Source organism: Nocardioides zeae (assembly GCF_030818655.1).
Classification (GTDB): Bacteria; Actinomycetota; Actinomycetes; order Propionibacteriales; family Nocardioidaceae; genus Nocardioides; species Nocardioides zeae_A.
The window spans coordinates 3920922-3937617 of record NZ_JAUTAN010000001.1; the positions used below are offsets into that span (position 1 = coordinate 3920922).

The 16696-nt window shown below is 73.8% G+C and carries 18 protein-coding genes; 6 read left to right on the forward strand and 12 right to left on the reverse strand.

The window, feature by feature from the left end; genetic code table 11:
* Positions 1-42: 42 nt before the first annotated feature.
* The 4 genes from QE405_RS18595 to QE405_RS18610 all read left to right on the forward strand — a co-directional run bounded on the left by QE405_RS18595 (position 43) and on the right by QE405_RS18610 (position 3509).
* Positions 43-693, forward strand: coding sequence for an ACT domain-containing protein (locus QE405_RS18595; RefSeq protein WP_307203925.1), 651 nt, complete (start codon positions 43-45; stop codon positions 691-693).
* A gap of 217 nt (positions 694-910) precedes the next feature.
* Positions 911-1600 (forward strand): NAD-dependent deacylase, encoded by a 690-nt coding sequence (locus QE405_RS18600; protein WP_307203926.1) that lies wholly within the window; start codon positions 911-913, stop codon positions 1598-1600.
* Positions 1601-1608: 8 nt separating this feature from the next.
* Complete coding sequence (locus tag QE405_RS18605) at positions 1609-2448, forward strand: hypothetical protein (RefSeq protein WP_307203927.1); 840 nt, start codon at positions 1609-1611, stop codon at positions 2446-2448.
* Positions 2449-2570: 122 nt separating this feature from the next.
* Positions 2571-3509, forward strand: a complete 939-nt coding sequence (locus QE405_RS18610) for a hypothetical protein (RefSeq protein ID WP_307203928.1) — start codon at positions 2571-2573, stop codon at positions 3507-3509.
* Between the two features lie 15 nt (positions 3510-3524).
* On the opposite strand, the gene QE405_RS18615 is transcribed toward QE405_RS18610, so the two are convergent.
* From QE405_RS18615 to QE405_RS18660, 10 genes are all read right to left on the reverse strand, one after another.
* Entirely contained in the window at positions 3525-4121 is a 597-nt protein-coding gene (locus QE405_RS18615) for a CPBP family glutamic-type intramembrane protease (protein ID WP_307203929.1), read from the reverse strand.
* 68 nt (positions 4122-4189) lie between these two features.
* Positions 4190-5149 (reverse strand): NAD(P)H-binding protein, encoded by a 960-nt coding sequence (locus QE405_RS18620; RefSeq protein ID WP_307203930.1) that lies wholly within the window; start codon positions 5147-5149, stop codon positions 4190-4192.
* Between the two features lie 65 nt (positions 5150-5214).
* Entirely contained in the window at positions 5215-5859 is a 645-nt protein-coding gene (locus tag QE405_RS18625; RefSeq protein WP_307203931.1) for an ATP-binding cassette domain-containing protein, read from the reverse strand.
* Positions 5843-7057 (reverse strand): ABC transporter transmembrane domain-containing protein, encoded by a 1215-nt coding sequence (locus QE405_RS18630; RefSeq protein WP_307203935.1) that lies wholly within the window; start codon positions 7055-7057, stop codon positions 5843-5845. The genes QE405_RS18625 and QE405_RS18630 overlap by 17 nt, the downstream gene beginning before the upstream one ends.
* The gene (locus QE405_RS18635) at positions 7054-8799 is read right to left on the reverse strand and encodes an ABC transporter ATP-binding protein (protein WP_307203941.1); all 1746 of its coding nucleotides are present in this window, start codon (positions 8797-8799) and stop codon (positions 7054-7056) included. Before QE405_RS18635 ends, QE405_RS18630 begins: the two co-directional genes overlap by 4 nt.
* A 104-nt stretch (positions 8800-8903) precedes the next feature.
* A complete protein-coding gene (locus QE405_RS18640) occupies positions 8904-9221 on the reverse strand; it encodes a hypothetical protein (RefSeq protein WP_307203946.1) in 318 nt (105 codons plus the stop codon).
* Positions 9221-9667, reverse strand: a complete 447-nt coding sequence (locus QE405_RS18645) for a nitrile hydratase accessory protein (protein ID WP_307203950.1) — start codon at positions 9665-9667, stop codon at positions 9221-9223. Before QE405_RS18645 ends, QE405_RS18640 begins: the two co-directional genes overlap by 1 nt.
* Positions 9667-10266: a nitrile hydratase subunit alpha gene (gene nthA / locus QE405_RS18650; RefSeq protein ID WP_307203958.1), complete on the reverse strand. Its 600-nt coding sequence runs from the start codon at positions 10264-10266 to the stop codon at positions 9667-9669. The genes QE405_RS18645 and nthA overlap by 1 nt, the downstream gene beginning before the upstream one ends.
* Complete coding sequence (nthB, locus tag QE405_RS18655; protein ID WP_307203963.1) at positions 10263-11003, reverse strand: nitrile hydratase subunit beta; 741 nt, start codon at positions 11001-11003, stop codon at positions 10263-10265. Before nthB ends, nthA begins: the two co-directional genes overlap by 4 nt.
* Positions 11000-12541: an amidase gene (locus QE405_RS18660; RefSeq protein WP_307203969.1), complete on the reverse strand. Its 1542-nt coding sequence runs from the start codon at positions 12539-12541 to the stop codon at positions 11000-11002. Before QE405_RS18660 ends, nthB begins: the two co-directional genes overlap by 4 nt.
* A 155-nt stretch (positions 12542-12696) precedes the next feature.
* Here QE405_RS18660 and QE405_RS18665 point away from each other — a divergent pair, with 155 nt between their 5' ends.
* Together QE405_RS18665 and QE405_RS18670 are read left to right on the forward strand one after the other, a co-directional pair.
* Positions 12697-13068, forward strand: a complete 372-nt coding sequence (locus tag QE405_RS18665; RefSeq protein WP_307203986.1) for an ArsR/SmtB family transcription factor — start codon at positions 12697-12699, stop codon at positions 13066-13068.
* 52 nt (positions 13069-13120) lie between these two features.
* Entirely contained in the window at positions 13121-14578 is a 1458-nt protein-coding gene (locus tag QE405_RS18670; RefSeq protein WP_307203991.1) for a substrate-binding protein, read from the forward strand.
* A gap of 59 nt (positions 14579-14637) precedes the next feature.
* On the opposite strand, the gene QE405_RS18675 is transcribed toward QE405_RS18670, so the two are convergent.
* A complete protein-coding gene (locus QE405_RS18675) occupies positions 14638-15114 on the reverse strand; it encodes a DUF779 domain-containing protein (RefSeq protein ID WP_307203996.1) in 477 nt (158 codons plus the stop codon).
* A complete protein-coding gene (gene exaC, locus QE405_RS18680) occupies positions 15114-16637 on the reverse strand; it encodes an acetaldehyde dehydrogenase ExaC (RefSeq protein WP_307204003.1) in 1524 nt (507 codons plus the stop codon). The genes QE405_RS18675 and exaC overlap by 1 nt, the downstream gene beginning before the upstream one ends.
* Positions 16638-16696: the final 59 nt, after the last annotated feature.

The following is a 16696-nucleotide window of genomic DNA, read 5'->3' on the forward strand; positions in this document are numbered from 1 at the left end:
TCGGAACGGACGAGACCCGAGGCCTGAGGAGGGACCTGCGCCATGCCCTTCCTGCTGCGGGTGGAGCTGCCCGACGTGCCGGGGTCGCTGGGCCGGGTGGCCTCCGCGATCGGTGAGGCGGGCGCCGACATCGAGGCCATCGAGATCGTCGAGCACCGTCCCGACGGCACCGCGGTCGACGACGTGCTCCTCGAGATGGCCCCCGGGGCGATGCCCGACTCGATCGTCTCGGCCTGCAACCGCCTCGACGGGGTCCGGGTGGTGTGGATCAGCCGGTACGCCGCGGGCGGCAACCTCTTCCTCGACCTCGAGGCCGTCGAGGAGCTGACGGCGCACCCCGCCGAGGCGCTGGACCGGGTCGTCGACCTGCTGCCGGTGACGTTCCGGGCGGACTGGGCGGCGCGGGTACGTCGCGTCGACGCCCCCGGCTGCCACGACAGCACCAAGATCGTCCACGCCACCGGGGCCGCGCCCGGCACGGTCGGCTGGTTCGCGGTCGACCGCGTGGCGCGGGTCGAACAGCCGGACGACGACGTCAACGTGCTCTGCGCCGTCCCGCTCGCGCGCACCGGCAGCGGCCGCGCGGAGCAGATCGTCGTCGGTCGGCGCGGCGGCCCGGAGTTCCTCGAGTCCGAGCTGGCCCGCATGGGCCACCTCGTCGCGCTCGCGGTCTCGATCACGCGCCCGGGCTGAGCGCCCGGCCCACCGTCGGGCATCCCCGGTCGGGTCACGCCGGAGCACGCCCACCCCCCGACGTGTAACGCGGTGTAGGTGTCACTTGTGCGGTGGTAGAACACGTGTGGAGTAGCCCGGACACCGCGTTACACGGGGAGGGGGCACGGGCACCTCGCGGTCCCACGTGTGACGGCCCCCACCGTGACCTGGCGCACGGGCGTGCAGAATGACCGCCATGCGCATCGTGGTGCTGACGGGAGCGGGCATCTCCGCCGAGTCGGGCGTGCCGACGTTCCGCGACTCCGACGGCCTCTGGGAGGGGCACCGGGTCGAGGACGTGGCGACCCCGGAGGCCTACGAGATGCAGCCCGGGGTGGTGCAGGCGTTCTACGACGCCCGACGCGCGGCCCTCGCGCTCGTCCACCCCAACCCGGCCCACGAGGCGTTGGCCCGCCTCGAGGAGCACCTCGGCGACGACTTCCTCCTCGTCACGCAGAACATCGACGACCTCCACGAGCGCGCCGGCACGAAGCGCCTCATCCACATGCACGGCGAGCTGAAGAAGGCCCTGTGCCGGTCGTGCGGCAAGCGCAGCGAGTGGCTCGGGGAGCTGTCCGACCTGCCGCCGTGCCCCGCGTGCGGCTCGTGCGAGCTGCGGCCCGACGTGGTGTGGTTCGGCGAGATCCCCTACCGGATGCAGGAGATCGAGGACGCGCTGGCCGAGGCCGACCTGTTCGTCTCGATCGGCACGTCGGGCGCGGTCTACCCGGCGGCCGGGTTCGTGCAGGTGGCGCGGGCCTACGGCGCCCACACCCTCGAGCTCAACCTCGTGCCCTCCGAGGGGCGCTCCATGTTCCACGAGGCCCGCCACGGCAAGGCCGGCCAGATCGTGCCGACGTGGGTCGAGGAGCAGGTGCTGCGATGACCCGACCGATGACCCGACCGACCTCCCGACGCCGGTGGGCGGCGCTCGTCGTACCGCTCCTGCTCCTCCCCGGCCTCGCGGCCTGCAGCTCCGACGACGCCGATGAGGACGCGTCGTCCGGCTCGGGGACGCCGCCCGAGCCCGGCGCGGGGGCCGACGACAGCCCCGCGGCCGCCGAGCGGTTCGCGGCCCTGCCCGCCTCGTCGATCGAGGCCGCCGTCCTGCAGGACATGTCGGAGGTGACCACCGTGCGGGCGCGGGTGCGTGCGACGCACCTCGGCCTCCCCGTCGACGCCCAGGTCGCCGTGGGCGAGGAGGGCGCGTGCCTCGGCACGCTCACCGCCGGGTCGGGCACGGCGGAGGTGCTCCGGCCGACGCGCATGGTCTCCGGCATCGGTGACAGCGAGGACGTGTACGGCGCGTTCGACGCCCCCTTCCTGGAGGAGGTCGGCTTCACGGCCGAGCAGGCGGACGCCGTCGTCGCGGCCGCTGCCGGCCGCTGGGTGCTGCTCGACCCGCTCTCCGGCCTCACCGACATCGCCCTCGTCTGCCAGGCCCTCGACGACACGCGCGACGGCCGGCTGCTCGGCGGCGAGGACGCCACCACGGAGGTCACCGGACTCGAGCAGGTCGACGACCAGCCGGTGCTCGGCCTCGAGCGCACCGGCGAGGAGGGCCCTGTCTCGCTGGTCGTCGCCGCCACCGGCGAGCACCGCTTCGTCCGGGTCGTCACGCCGCGCGACGGGTCGCCGGCGACGGTCGACGAACTGGCGTACGACGAGGAGGTCGTCGTCCCGGACCCCGCCGCCCGCGGGGTCGTGCCGGCGGCCGAGGTCGGCCTGGACTGACGCCCCCAGCCGGAGGAGGTCCGTGGGCGGACCTGCTGACCGCTCTCAGGGGCGACCGGTACCGTTCGCCGTCGGCGCGTCGCCGTGACGCGCGGCACGACGACGTCGATCGGAGCGAGACGGTGGCCGACGAGCCCGACCAGGAGCGCGACGAGCAGCTGGCGGACCCGCCTGCGGACAAGCCTGCGGACAAGGCGGAGGAGCCCACCCTGCTCGTGAAGCGGGGGGTGGAGAAGCCCCGCCGCTTCTCGCGGCCCGCGCTGGTCGGTGGAGGGGCGGCCCTCGCCCTGGTGGCCGTCGTCGGCGGGCTCGCGGTGTTCTCGCAGCTGCGCGAGGGCGACGACGCCGACGCGGCGGGCGCGGAGCGCAACGGCATCGAGGACGACCCCATCGGCGAGATCGGCGAGCGGATCGACGGGGCCATGCGCGAGCTCACGTCGGTGCGCGTCGTCCTCCAGCCCACCGACGCGCAGCTGCCGCCGTTCGACCTGCGCCTCGACGTCGACGGCGACTGCTCGGGATCGGTGGGGGCGGACGGCGCCTTCGGCGAGGTGCTCGCCGTGGACGACCAGTTCTTCTTCCGGCCCGGTCCGGAGTACTGGGCGGCGTACGCCGGCACCCCCAGCGAAGGTGAGGGCGAGGGCGAGGGCGGCGACCAGGCCGCCCAGATCGCCGCGCTGCAGGAGGTCGTCGGCGACCGGTGGATCGACGGCACCGAGTCGGCGGACGCCACGTCGCTCGGCATCCTCTGCCAGCAGGGGCTGGAGGCGCTCCTCGGCGACACCTACGACGCGGACGCCTTCGAGGAGGACGGCTGGCTCGTCAGCGACGAGGTCGAGGTCGACGGCGACCCGGCGGTCACGCTCACGAACGGCGCCGGCAGCGCGACGCTCCGGGTGGCGACGACGGGCGAGCCCTTCATCCTCGAGGCCGAGGTGGCGCAGGGGGCGTCGGGCGCGACGTACACCTTCTCGGAGCAGAACGAGCCGCTCGACCTCAGCGTGCCGCCCGCCGACGAGATCGCGACGAACGAGGAGCTCCAGGCCGCCGTCGGCGGGTGAGCGCCCCGGTGGGGGCTACGCCGACGGGAACAGCATCGGCAGGATGAAGAGCATCCCGACCGACCACGTCACGTGGGTGATGCAGCCGGCGAGCACCCCGCCGGTGGCCCGCCGCTGCAGGGCGGTCACGACCCCCAGCAGGGCCGCCGCGAAGGCCAGCATGATGTTGCCGGTGGCGGCGGTCGCGACGACGTAGACGGCCGCGGTCACGAGCACGGGGTGGCGGCGGACGGCGTCGTAGAGGGCACCCCGGAAGAACAGCTCCTCGCAGATGCCCGCGACGGCGGTGACCACGACGAGACCGGGGGCGACACCGTCGCCGGTGTAGGCCACGACGTGGCGCACGGCCCGGTCGAGGGGTTCGAGGAGCGGGACCTCCCGCACGACCAGGCCGCCGACGACGAACAGCGCGATCAGCCCGACCCCGATCCCGAACGGGACGAGGAGCGGCCGGCGCCCGGGCGCCCGTCCGGTGCGGCCCAGGTGGACGGGCCCGGCGAGGAAGGCCCCGGCGGCCCACACCGCGGCGAGCGCCACGGTGCAGGCGTAGAACCCCACCGAGCCGGGGTCGAACCGCAGCATGAGGGCGAGCACGACGGCGCCCGCCACCACCGTGCCGATGGTGACGACGCGCTGCCGGGTGTCGACGCCCCGGGGCGGGGGAGCCGGAGGTACGGGACTCAGCGCTCGGCCCCTGCCTTCCCCTCCGCCTCCTCGGCCTCTCTCTCGGCCAGGGCGCGACGGACGGCCTCCGCGTAGGTCAGCGGCTCGCCGGGCACGATGTCGCGGATCGAGTGGTCGGTGACGACCACCTCGACGCCCATCGAGTCGACGAGGTTGCGACCGGTCGTGGCGTCGACGGTGGTGACGAGGGCCAGCCAGCGTGACGACAGGCGGGGCGACAGCACGGGGACGGGCACGATCGGCGGCGCGTGGCCCTTCGAGATCTTGGCCGCCTCGCGGAGCATCCCCAGGTAGTCGAGCCGGTCGGGGCCGCCGATCTCGAAGGCCCGGTCGAGCGCCTCCTCGCGGTCGGCGACGCCGGCGAGGTAGCGCACGACGTCGTCCACCGCGATGGGCTGCGTGCGGGTCTTGACCCAGCGGGGCGCCACCATGGCGGGCAGCTTGTCGACGAGCTGGCGGGTGATCTCCCAGGAGATGCCGCCGTGGCCGACGACGATCGCGGCGCGCAGCGTGGTGACGGGCACCCCGCTCTCGGCGAGCAGGTGCTCGACCTCGCGACGCGAGCGCAGGTGGGGCGACAGCTCCTCGTCGTCGGAGCCCAGACCGCCCAGGTAGATGATCTGGCGGACGCCGAGCGCGGCCGCCGCCTGCCCGAACGCCCGGGCTGCGGACGCGTCCTTCTCCTCGAAGTCGTCGTCGTCGAGGGAGTGCACGAGGTAGTAGGCCACGTCGACCCCGGTCAGGGGCTCCGCGAGCGACCCGGGGTCGGCGACGTCGCCGTACACCGGGGTGCCCTTGCCGTCGTAGTCCTCGGGGTGCCGGGTCATCGCCCGGACGTCGTGCCCCTCCGCGACGAGCGCAGGCACGAGCCGGTGCCCGATGAAGCCGGACGCACCGGTCACGAGCACGGTCAGGGTTCGGCGCTTGGCGCCGGTGGAATCGCTGGTCGCAGCCACCCGTTCACTATGCACGCCGGGTGGTGAGGACCCCGCGCCCGTGGCGGCGGGCGAGCGCTGCGACGTCAGGCGTGCCAGGCCGCCGACAGCCGCGCGTAGTGCCCGCCCGACGCGACCAGCTCGGCCGGCGTGCCCACCTCGACGACGCGGCCGCCGTCCATGACGACCACCCGGTCGGCGGCCTCGGCCTGCGTGAGGCGGTGGGCGATCGTCAGGGCGGTACGCCGCTGGACCACCCGCGCGGCCGCCCGCTCCAGGTCGCGGGCGCCGGACGAGCCGGCCTCGGCGGTGGCCTCGTCGAGCACGACCACCTGCGGGTCGGCGAGCTCGACACGGGCGAGCGCGAGGTGCTGCGCCTGGGCGGGCGTCAACGCGGTGGCGCCCTCGCCGACCACGACGTCGAGCCCGCCGAGGGCCCGCACCCAGCCGGCGGAGCCGAGGTGCTCGAGCACCTCCCACAAGCGCTCGTCGGGGGCGTCGGGGTCCGCCAGCGTGAGGTTGTCGCGCACGGTGCCCGCGAACACGTGCACCTCCTGGGTCACGATGACGACGGGGGGCCGCGCGGCGACGCCGTGCACGGCGACCGGCACGTCGCCGAGGCGCACGGTGCCGGCGGTGGGGGCGATGCGCCCGGCGACGATCTGCCCGAGCGTCGACTTGCCGGCGCCGCTGGCGCCCACGACCGCGACGCGCTCACCGGGCTCGAGCACCAGGCTGACGTCGGCGAGGACGGGTCGACCGGCGTCGTACGCGTGCCCGACGCCCTCGATGACCAGCGGTGCCGGTGCGGCCGGCGCCGGGGTCGGGGCGGGGGCGGCGGTGCGCAGCTGCGCGACGCCGGCGACGCGCGTCATCGACGCGCCCGCGGACTGCACCTCGTCGAAGATCATCAGCACCGCGCCGATGGGGTTGAAGAGACGGTGGAAGAAGAGGGCGGCGGTCGTGACGGCGCCGACGGTGACTGCGGGGGCCGAGGTCGCCGCGCACGAGGAAGAAGCCGCTGCCGAGCACCAGCAGCAGGCCGATCAGCTCGGCGCGGTTGGTGCGCTGGCCGAAGCGGGTGAGCAGGTTCCACACGCTGAGGCCGATGGCGGCCGAGCGCCACGAGGCGTGGCCGACGCGCTCGGAGTGCGCGGGCGCCAGGCCCTGCGCGCGCAGGGTCGCGCTGCCGTGGACGGCCGTGAGGAGCGCCTCGGCGCGGGCGCCCATGGCGGCGCGCTCGGCGCGGTAGTAGGGGCCGGAGCGGGGCAGGTACCACCGCAGGCTCATCGCGTAGAACGGCAGCGTCAGCAGTCCCGCCACGCCCAGGCGCCAGTCGAGCGCGAAGAACCCGACGGCGGTGAAGGCGATCGCGACGACGGAGCGCACCAGCAGGGGGACCACCTTCGTGAGGGCGTCGGCGAGCACCCGCACGTCGTCGCCGGCGCGGGAGAGCAGGTCACCCTCGCCGGCCTTCTCGACGACCTCGTGGTCGAGGCCGAGCGCGACCTCCACGACCTCCTCGCGCAACCGCGCGAGCGCGGGCTCGCCGGCCCGGGCCAGGAACGTGACGCTGGCCCACGCCGCGACGAGCTCGACGACGGCGGCGACGGCGATGGCGCCGGCGCCCCACCAGACCAGGGCGCTGGCGCTCGCCGAGCCGCCTGGGCCGCCCGGGCCCTCCGCGCTCCCGGTGACCGCGTCGACGATCCGCCCGAACACCACCGGGGCGACGAGCCCGGCGAGGCCGGACAGCGCGAACATGACGCCCGCGAGCGCCAGCGGCGCCCGGTGGCCCGCGAACGCCGCCCACGCCTTGCGGGCCGCCTCCCGCGGCGTCGCGACGGGCAGCAGCGTGCGCCCGGCCTCGGCGTCCGCGTCGCGACCGATCTCCACGGTCTCGCCGGTGCCCCTGGTCTCCGCGGTCATCGCAGCACCGCCTCCCGGTACGCCGCGTGCTCGAGCAACGCGATGTGGGTGCCCGTGCGGGCCACGCGCCCGGCCACGACGTGGACGACCTCGTCGGCCACCGCCAGGAGCGCGGGGCTGGAGGTGAGCACGAGGGTGGCGCGGCCCTGCCTCAGCGCGCGGAGGCCGCCGGCGATGCGCTGCTCCGTCACGGCGTCGACCGCGGTCGTCGGCTCGTCGAGCACGAGCACGGGCGGGTCGGCGGCGAGGGCGCGCGCCAGGGCGACGCGCTGCTGCTGGCCGCCCGAGAGCGTCGACCCGTGGGCGGCGACGTGGGCGTCGAGGCCCTCGGGGGAGAGGGCGACGACGTCGTCGGCGGCGGAGGCGCCGAGCACCTCGTCGCGGCGGGCGGTCGGCAGCGCGCCGCCCGGGTCCACGTTCGAGGCGAGCGTGCCCTCGAAGAGGTCGACGCGGTGCGCGGCGACGAGCAGGGTGCGGTGGCGCTCCGCGAGCGCGAGCTCCGCCAGCGGCACGTCGCCGAGGCTGACCTGACCGGCCTCGGGCACGTCCTCCGCCCGCAGCAGGCCGAGCAGGGTGCTGGCGGCCGCGGGCTCGTCGACGACGAGGGCGACCAGGCACCCGGGGCGTACGGCGAGGTCGAGCCCCCGCAGCGGACCGGCCACCACGTCGCGCACGACCAGGGGGGCGTCGGTCGGTGCCGGACGGTCGCCGTGCCGCTCGAGCGGCGGCGTCGCGAGGAACGTCGAGATGCGTCCCGCGCTGCCGCGCGACGCCGCGAGGGTGGAGACCAGCTCGGCGCACATGAGGAGGGGCTCGGCGAGGAACTGGGCGAGGCCGACGACGGCGATGAGCTCGCCGACGGTGAGGTGGCCGTCGACCGCGCGCAGGCCGGCGAGCAGCGCGACGACGGCGAGGAACAGGAGGGAGGCGCCCGCCGTGACGCCGAGCATGAGGCCCTCGGCGCGGGCGCTGGCCACACCGGCCTCAGCGGCGTCGCGGCTGGCGACCCGGTAGCGGCCCAGCGCGGTGCCCTGCGCGCCGACGCCCTGCAGCGGACGCAGGCCCGACACGAGGTCGGCCGCGAGGCCGGACGCGCGGGCGATCCGCTCCTGCGCGGCCGCGGTGCGGCGGCTGAGCAGCGGGGCGACGGCCTGCGAGCCGAGCAGGACCAGCGGCGTACCCACCGCGACGACGACGCCCAGCAGCGGGTCGGTCCAGAACAGCACGCCCACGGCGACGGTGAGGCCGGCGATGCCGGCGCAGGCCTGGGCGACCTGGTGGACGACGAGGGTGCTGACCTCGGCGTCCGAGGTGGCCAGCGAGAGCACCTCGCCGGGCATCGCACCGGTGCGGGCACCGGCGGGCGACAGCACGTGGTCGGTGATCTCGGTGCGCAGGCGGTGGTTCTCGACCTGCATCGCGTAGCCGGAGACGCGTGCGCCGAAGCGGTAGCTGTAGCTCAGCACCGCGAACAGCGCCGCCAGCCCGAGCGCCGACCAGCCCAGCGCGACGAGGTCGCCGGTCGCCACGGCGCGGTCGATGATGATGCCGATCGCGACCGGCACGGTTGCCTCGCAGACCTGCCACGTGGCGATGAGCGCGAAGGCGGCGGTGAGGCGGCCGCGGTGCCGGCGGAGCGTACGGCGCAGGAGCCGGCCACCCGTGGTGGGACGCTCGTCGGTGACGGCGGGGGGTGCGACCTCGGGATCGGGGACGAGCCGCTGAGCGATCCGGGTGCGCATGTTAGGTGACCCTAATCTGATCGGGCGGGCTGCGGCGAACCGGGATCACTCCTCGGTCCGCCGCAGCACCCGTGGTGCGGCAGCACTGCTTGCCGCCGTGCCCGTCAGGCCGCGGCAGCCCGGTGGGCCGGGGCGACCTCGAGCAGGTCGGCCCCGAGCCAGGTGACCGGACGCTGCTCCGCGAGGCGGAGGGCCAGCGCCCGGCGTCCGTCGCGCTCGACGCGGCAGAGGCTGACGGCAACGGCCCCGTCGAAGACCTCGAGCAGGCGCTGCACGAGCGGGAGCTCGGCGTCGGAGCGCAGGTTGACCAGCATCTGCTCGGCGCCGGTCGTGTCGAGCGTGAGGCGGAGGTCGAGCGACGGGCCCGCGACGTACCGGGCCCGCCGCGTCGCCTGCGCCGGGGAGGTGCGCCGGGCGGCCATCAGCGCGCCGGGTCCACGGCGATCGGCTCGAGGTGCGCCTCGTGGTGGTTCCGGTTCGCCGGGACCGCCAGGACGTCCTGGGTGCGGACCTCCAGCACGGTGCCGTCGAGCACCCCGGAGGCGGCCATCACGGACTCGAGGGCCGCCACCCAGTGCTCGTAGTAGGACCACGGGCCCCGCGTCGCGGGGTCCGCGCCCTCCCACGCGTCGATCGAGGCGATGAGGGCGCCCTGGAACTGCGCCCAGTCGAAGCCGAGCCGCTCGTGGGCCGCTACCGCCATCGCGAACGAGCGGATCTCCCACGGGTGCTCGAACCCGTCCTGGCCGGGGGTGGCGCCGGGGGTCGCCCCGGGGAGGCCGCAGACGAGCTGCTCGACGGCCGCGCGGGCGCGGCTGAGCTCGGCGGGGTCGGTGTAGGGCGGCGGCAGCGTCGTGGCGGTCGCCATCACGCCGCCTCGGCGAGCGGGCCGACGCCGATCATCGACTCGCGGGTGACGAGGGCCAGCAGCTGCTCCTCGCTCCAGTCCTCGGTGCCGGCCGGCCGCTGCGGCAGCACCCAGTAGCGCATCTCGCTGCTGGAGTCCCAGACGCGCACCTCGACGGACTCGGGGACGTCGAAGGAGAACGCCTCGCGCAGCACCTTGCGGGGCTCGCGGGTGATGGCGGCGCGGTACTGCGGGTCCTTGTACCAGTTCGGGGGCAGCCCGAGCACCGGCCAGGGGTAGCAGGAACACAGGGTGCAGACGATGACGTTGTGGACGCTGTCGGTGTTCTCCAGCGCCACGAGGTCCTCGCCCTGCAGGCCGCTGATGCCCAGCTCCTTGCAGGCCTCCGTGGAGTCCGCGAGGAGGCGCTCGCGGAAGCCGGGGTCGGTCCACGCCTTCACGACGACCTGGGCGCCCAGCTGCGGGCCGACCTCGTGCTCGTAGATCTCGACCATGCGGTCGATCGCCTGCGTCGTCATGACGCCCTGCTCGATGAGCATCGACTCCAGCGCCTTGACGCGGGCGGCGATCTCTTCCTGGGTGCGGATCTTGTCGCTCATGCGGGGGTTCCTCCGGGGGTGGCGGGGGCCGCGGCGGCGCTGCCGGCGGCGGGGGTCACGAGCTCCAGGTAGGGGTCCCAGACGTCGAAGTAGACGGCGCCGTTGGGCTCGGCGTGCTCCTCGCCCCAGAGCTCGGCGTTGCTGAAGCGGACGGTGTAGACGTGCTCCGGGTTCTCGCCCAGGCCGTTCCCGGCCGTGTCCGGGTAGATCATCGGACCGTGGTGGAGCACCACCTCGCCGACGGCGCCGCGGACGTAGCGGGCGCGCCGCGTGTGGCCCTTGGGCGAGGAGCGGTCGACCCGCACGACGTCGCCCACCGAGAACCGCGCGACCTTGTCGGAGGGCCGGCCGGCGGGGGCGCCCGCAGGCACGACGGCCTCGACGAACGCGAGCAGCTCGGGGTCGTCCTCGTGGGCGGGCAGCGGGGCGTCGGGGTTCGCCAGGTAGTACTCGGTGCGTCGGTCGAGCTCGGCCATGTCGAGCTTGCCCAGCTTCTCGCCGAAGTGCTCGACGGTGTGCACCCAGTGCTCGTAGTAGGGCGACTTCAGGTAGACCGCGGGATCGATCTGCTCGATGCCGTGGCGGAACTGGTCGACGCCGAAGAAGCCCGCGCGGAAGCACATGGCGAACATCGGGAAGACCGCCTTCTCCCACTCGGCGCGGAAGACGGGCTCGTCGTCGGGGACGACGACCGGTCCGACGCCGTCGGTGCCGGCGAGGTCGAACACTCCGTTCATGCGTTGCTCCTCACAGAGGTCGGCAGCGGGAAGCCCCCGACTGCGGTTTCGAGTGCCTGCGCGACGCGCAGGACGGTGGCGTCATCGAACTTCTTGCCGATGATCTGCAGGCCGACCGGAAGACCGTCGACGAGTCCTGCAGGGACCGAGCAGGCCGGGTGGCCGGTGACGTCGAAGGCCGCGGTGTTGGTGAGCATCTCCAGGGCACGGCCCAGGACGTCGGCCACCGGGGCGTCGGCGTCGGGGATCACCGTCGGGCGCATCGGCGTGGTCGGCATGACGAGGACGTCGAAGCGCTCCAGCGCGGCGTCGTAGGCGGCAGCGAGCTGCGGCTCGAGGTTGCGGGCCATCGCGTAGTGCGTGCCGTGGGAGGTCTCGAGCGCGTGCCGGCCGGCGAGCAGGACGAGCTTCACCGTCTCGGAGAAGGCGCTCGGGTCCTGGCGCCACGTGCGCCCGTAGAACTCCATCTGGTCGGGGTCGTACAGGCCCTTCCAGTTGAGCCCGTACCCATTGCCGTCGACCATCTGGTAGGTCGCGCCCTCGACGGAGATGACGTCCCACAGTGCGGCGCCGTGGCTGTGCCAGGGGATCGAGACCTCCTCGGCGACGAGGCCGGCGCCCTCGAGCGTGGCGATGGCGTCACGGACGGCGGCGTCGACCTCGGGCTCGGAGCTGGCCAGGCCGAAGCCCTCGGTGACGATGCCGATCCGGAGTCCGGCGACCGGCTCGTCGAGCGCGGCGACGTAGTCGACCGCCTCGATCACGTCGGGCTGGCGGGGATCGACGCCGTCGACCCCCGCGATCGCCGTGAGGACGCGGGCGGCGTCCCGGGTGGTGCGTGTGATCGGGCCGATCTGGTCGATCGTCTGCTCGATCGGGAAGGCGCCGGTGTAGGGGACCAGGCCCCATGTCGGCTTGTGGCCCACCACGCCGCACCAGGCGGCGGGCAGCCGGATGGAGCCGCCCTGGTCGCATCCCAGGGCCGCGTCGACGATGCCGCTGGCGACGAGTGCCGCGCTGCCGCTGGAGGAGCCGGCCGTGGAGCGCGTCTCGTCCCAGGGGTTGCGGACCGGGCCGGACTTGGCGGTGTGGGAGCCGCCGGAGAAGCACAGGTCCTCGCACACGGCCTTGCCGGCGATCGTCGCGCCCGCGTCCAGCAGACGGGCGACGGTGGTGGCGTCCTGACGGGGCACGAAGCCCTCGAGCATCCGCGAGCCGTTCATCATCGGGACGCCGCCGACGGCGGTGTTGTCCTTCACCGCCACCCGGAGCCCGGCCAGCGGACCATCGGCAGCGCCGGTGATCTCGGTGGTGACGTACCAGGCGCCGAAGGGGTTCTCCTCGTCCCGGGGTCGGGTCCACTCCCGCGCGGGCGCGGTCGGGGCGATCTCGGCGTAGAGCTCCTCGACGACGTTCCAGGACTGCAGCAGTCCGGTGGCGGCGCCGTGGTAGGTGTCGAGGTCGGTCTCGGCGATGCCCAGGCCGGATGCGCCGGCGATGCGCTCGACGTCGCCGCGTGTCGGTGGGGTCAGGCTCACATGTTCCTCCGATGTGTCAATCAGCGTTGACGGATGCAGGAGGAGCGAACGCCTGTCGCCTGAACATGTCAATAGATGTCGACAGATTTACTAGCAGGCGACCGTTGCCTGCTAACGTGTGTCGACTGGCTGACATGAGACCGAAGAGGTGACCGGTGGTGCGCAACGCGGCGCAGACGGCGTTCGAGGCCCTGTCCGACCCCATCCGGCGACGGATCCTCCACCTCCTCGCGGAGAACGACGAGACGACCGCCGGTGCCCTGGCGGACGCCATCCAGGAGGTGGGGCGCACGGCGATCTCGAGCCACCTGCGGGTGCTGCGCAGCGCCGCCCTCGTCGTCGAGCGGCGCGAGGGGCGGTACCGCTACTACGCGCTGCACCCCGACGGGCCCGTGCTGGACGCGCTCGGGTTCCTGCAGTCGATCCTGGCCCAGGGCGCCTCGCCCGCCTCCACCGGTGCTCCTGCCGTCTCCCCTATCGTGACGTCGAGCGACGACGAGGTCGCCGACGCTGCCGAGGCCTCGTAGGCCCTGACCCACCCGCCCCGCCCCCGGGGCCCTCACGAGGGGCACGCACCGCATGACCACGGTCGTCCTCGTCGCCGGTGAGCGACACACCCTCTCGGCGGGGGACCTCTATGCCTCCTTCGGCTCGCGGGGGCCCGGTGGTGCCACAGCGGGCGCCGGGGGGTGGCTGCTCGACGTCGACTGCGCCGTCGTGCGTCCCGGCGCGCCCGTCAGCGCGCGGATCCCGCTGGGCGAGGACGGGCCGGTCGTGCTCCTGCTCGGGCGGATCAGCGCCTGCGTCCCCGGGCGCCGCATCACGGTCGTCCACGACCAGCCGTGGCGGGGACGGCTGCAGCTGCACTTCACCGACGAGGTGAGCGACGGCGTACCGGGGTGCCGTCTGCGGGTGACCGCCGACCTCGACGAGGCGGGGCTGGCCTGGTGGATGGAGCAGCGCGGGTGGCGGGACGACCGCGCGCCCGCGGCGGACGTGCACCGCATCGGCCTCCTGACGAGCAAGACGGGGCCGGGTGCGGTGTTCGCGCAGGCGTGCGAGTACCTCGCCCGCCTCGCCGTCGACCGCGTCAACGCCGAGGGCGGCCTCGCGGGCCGGCGCCTCGAGGTGGTGGTCCACGACGACGCCACCGACCCGGGCCGTGCCGCCGTGGAGGCCCGGCGGATGGTGCAGGACGGGTGCCGCGCGATCATCGGCAGCGTCACCAGCGCCTCCTTCGAGGCGGTACGACGCGCCGTCGCCGACACCGGCATCCCCCTCATCCACGGCGTGCTCAACGAGGGGGGCGCGGGGGAGGACAACGTCTTCCGGTGGGGCGAGCGCCCGCTCGCGCAGATGCGGGCCGCCACGCGGCACCTGCGTCCCGCGGAGGTCGGCCACCGCTGGCACCTCATCGGCAACGACTACTCGTGGTCGCACGGCGCGCACGCCGCGAGTCGCCGGGCCGTCGACGAGATCGGCGGCGAGGTGGTGACGAGCATCCTGACGCCCCTGGGCACGACCGACTTCGCCGAGGCCATCGAGCGGCTGCAGCGGAGCGACGCACGGGTCGTCGTGTCGTCGCTGGTCGGCGCGGACGAGGTCGCCTTCGAGCGCCAGATGTGGCGCTCCGGGCTGCGGGAGCGCTGCACCGTGGTGTCGCTCGTCATGGACGAGTCGACGCGGGAGCACATCGGCGACGAGGCGGCGGCGGGCATCTGGACGGCGCTCGGCTACTTCGACGGCCTCGAGACCGAGGCCAACGTCGCGCTCCGCCGCACCTACCGCGAGCAGTACGGCGCGTGGGCGCCCCCGCTGTCGAGCCTGTCGGAGGGCGTCTACGAGGCGATCCTGCTGTACGCCGCGGCCGTGCGCCGGTCGGGTGGCGAGGGGGGATCGGAGGTGGTGCGGGAGCTGCGCGCGGTGGGCGGGGACCTGCCACGCGGGCGCGTCCTCGCCGCGGGACCGCACGCCATGGCCCAGCAGATCCACGTCGCCCGGTCGGTGCCCGGCGGGTTCCGGATCGCCGGGGCCTGACCGTCGTGGTCGCGCCCCGGCGACGCGGGTGGGTGACGCAGGGGGGTGACGCAGGCGGGTCAGGCGGAGGCGATCCTGCGCTCCAGGGCGAGGAACTCCTCGTCGGTCAGCACCCGTGACCGGATGAGGAACCGCACGCCCTCGGGGGCCTCGAGCGAGAACCCGGCACCCCGGCCCTTCACCACGTCGATGGTGAGGTGGGTGTGCTTCCAGTACTCGAACTGCGCCTTCGACATCCACACCGGCACGCCGCGCTCGAGCCCGACGTCGAGGTCGCCCAGGTGCACGTCGGCGTCGCCGGTGATGAAGTCGCCGTCGGGGTAGCACATCGGCGCCGACCCGTCGCAGCAGCCGCCGGACTGGTGGAACATCACCGGACCGTGGGTCTCGGTGAGGCTGCGGACGAGCTCCGCCGCCGCGTCGGTGACCGAGACCCGCACCGGCTCGGGCGGCAGCGGCGAGTCCTCCGTGACGCCGAGGGCGCCGTCCGGGAGGTCGCTCGTCGTGCCGGCCGAACCGGTGTCGGGCGTCGTCATCAGAAGAAGCCGAGCGCGTCGGGGCTGTACGACACGAGCAGGTTCTTCGTCTGCTGGTAGTGGTCCAGCATCATCTTGTGGTTCTCGCGGCCGATGCCCGACTGCTTGTAGCCGCCGAACGCGGCGTGCGCCGGGTAGGCGTGGTAGTTGTTCGTCCACACGCGGCCGGCCTGGATCTCCTTGCCGGCGCGGAACGCCTGCGATCCGTCACGCGACCACACGCCGGCGCCGAGGCCGTAGAGGGTGTCGTTGGCGATCTTGAGGGCGTCCGCCTCGTCGTCGAAGCCGGTGAGCGAGACGACGGGGCCGAAGATCTCCTCCTGGAAGATCCGCATCGAGTTGTCGCCCTCGAAGATGGTGGGCTGCACGTAGTAGCCCTCGGCGAGGTCGCCGTCGAGCACGTTGCGCTCGCCGCCGGTGAGGATCTTGGCGCCCTCCTGCTTGCCGATGTCCATGTAGGACAGGATCTTCTCGAGCTGGTCGTTGGACGCCTGGGCGCCGATCATCGTCGTGTCGTCGAGCGGGTTGCCCTGCTTGATCGCCTCGACGCGCTTCACGGAGTCGGAGACGAAGTCGCTGTAGATCGAGCGCTGCACGAGGGCGCGGCTCGGGCAGGTGCAGACCTCGCCCTGGTTGAGGGCGAACATCGCGAAGCCCTCGAGCGCCTTGTCGTAGAACGCGTCGCGCTGCGAGGCGACCGACTCGAAGAAGATGTTGGGGCTCTTGCCGCCGAGCTCCAGCGTCACGGGGATGATGTTCTGCGACGCGTACTGCATGATCAGGCGGCCGGTCGTCGTCTCGCCGGTGAAGGCGATCTTGGCGATCCGCGAGCTCGAGGCGAGGGGCTTGCCGGCCTCGACGCCGAACCCGTTGACGATGTTGACGACGCCCTTGGGCAGCAGGTCGCCGATGACCTCGAAGAGCTTCAGGATCGACCACGGCGTCTGCTCGGCCGGCTTGAGCACGACCGCGTTGCCGGCGGCCAGGGCGGGGGCGAGCTTCCACACGGCCATGAGGATCGGGAAGTTCCACGGGATGATCTGGCCGACGACGCCGAGGGGCTCGTGGAAGTGGTAGGCGATCGTCGTGCTGTCGATCTCGCTGATGCCACCCTCCTGCGCGCGCAGGGCGCCGGCGAAGTAGCGGAAGTGGTCGACGGCCAGCGGGAGGTCGGCGGCGAGCGTCTCGCGCACGGCCTTGCCGTTGTCCCACGTCTCGGCGACCGCGAGGGCGGCGAGGTTCTCCTCGATGCGGTCGGCGATCTTGTTGAGGATGTTGGCGCGCTCGGCGACGGACGTCTTGCCCCACGACGGCGCAGCGGCGTGGGCGGCGTCGAGGGCGGCGTCGATGTCCTCGGACGTGCCGCGCGCGATCTCGGTGAACGCCTTGCCGTTGACCGGCGAGATGTTCTCGAAGTAGTTGCCCTTGATCGGGTCGACCCACTCGCCACCGATGTAGTGGCCGTAGCGGGGGGCGACGGAGACCAGCGAGTCGGGCTGGCCGGGTGCGGCGTAGACGGTCATGGGATGTGTTCTCCTCGCTGAGGCAGGTGTGTGACTGCCCTCACACCGTAGGAAGTCCC

Bases quoted from the DNA above. Each gene is read 5' to 3' on its own strand.
- QE405_RS18670 (WP_307203991.1), top strand. From the start codon at position 13,121: ATGACCACGGTCGTCCTCGTCGCCGGTGAGCGACACACCCTCTCGGCG.
- QE405_RS18645 (WP_307203950.1), bottom strand. From the start codon at position 9,667: ATGGCGACCGCCACGACGCTGCCGCCGCCCTACACCGACCCCGCCGAG.
- QE405_RS18675 (WP_307203996.1), bottom strand. From the start codon at position 15,114: ATGACGACGCCCGACACCGGTTCGGCCGGCACGACGAGCGACCTCCCG.
- exaC (WP_307204003.1), bottom strand. From the start codon at position 16,637: ATGACCGTCTACGCCGCACCCGGCCAGCCCGACTCGCTGGTCTCCGTC.
- nthA (WP_307203958.1), bottom strand. From the start codon at position 10,266: ATGAGCGACAAGATCCGCACCCAGGAAGAGATCGCCGCCCGCGTCAAG.
- QE405_RS18595 (WP_307203925.1), top strand. From the start codon at position 43: ATGCCCTTCCTGCTGCGGGTGGAGCTGCCCGACGTGCCGGGGTCGCTG.
- QE405_RS18640 (WP_307203946.1), bottom strand. From the start codon at position 9,221: ATGGCCGCCCGGCGCACCTCCCCGGCGCAGGCGACGCGGCGGGCCCGG.
- QE405_RS18605 (WP_307203927.1), top strand. From the start codon at position 1,609: ATGACCCGACCGACCTCCCGACGCCGGTGGGCGGCGCTCGTCGTACCG.
- QE405_RS18635 (WP_307203941.1), bottom strand. From the start codon at position 8,799: ATGCGCACCCGGATCGCTCAGCGGCTCGTCCCCGATCCCGAGGTCGCA.
- nthB (WP_307203963.1), bottom strand. From the start codon at position 11,003: ATGAACGGAGTGTTCGACCTCGCCGGCACCGACGGCGTCGGACCGGTC.
- QE405_RS18630 (WP_307203935.1), bottom strand. From the start codon at position 7,057: ATGACCGCGGAGACCAGGGGCACCGGCGAGACCGTGGAGATCGGTCGC.
- QE405_RS18600 (WP_307203926.1), top strand. From the start codon at position 911: ATGCGCATCGTGGTGCTGACGGGAGCGGGCATCTCCGCCGAGTCGGGC.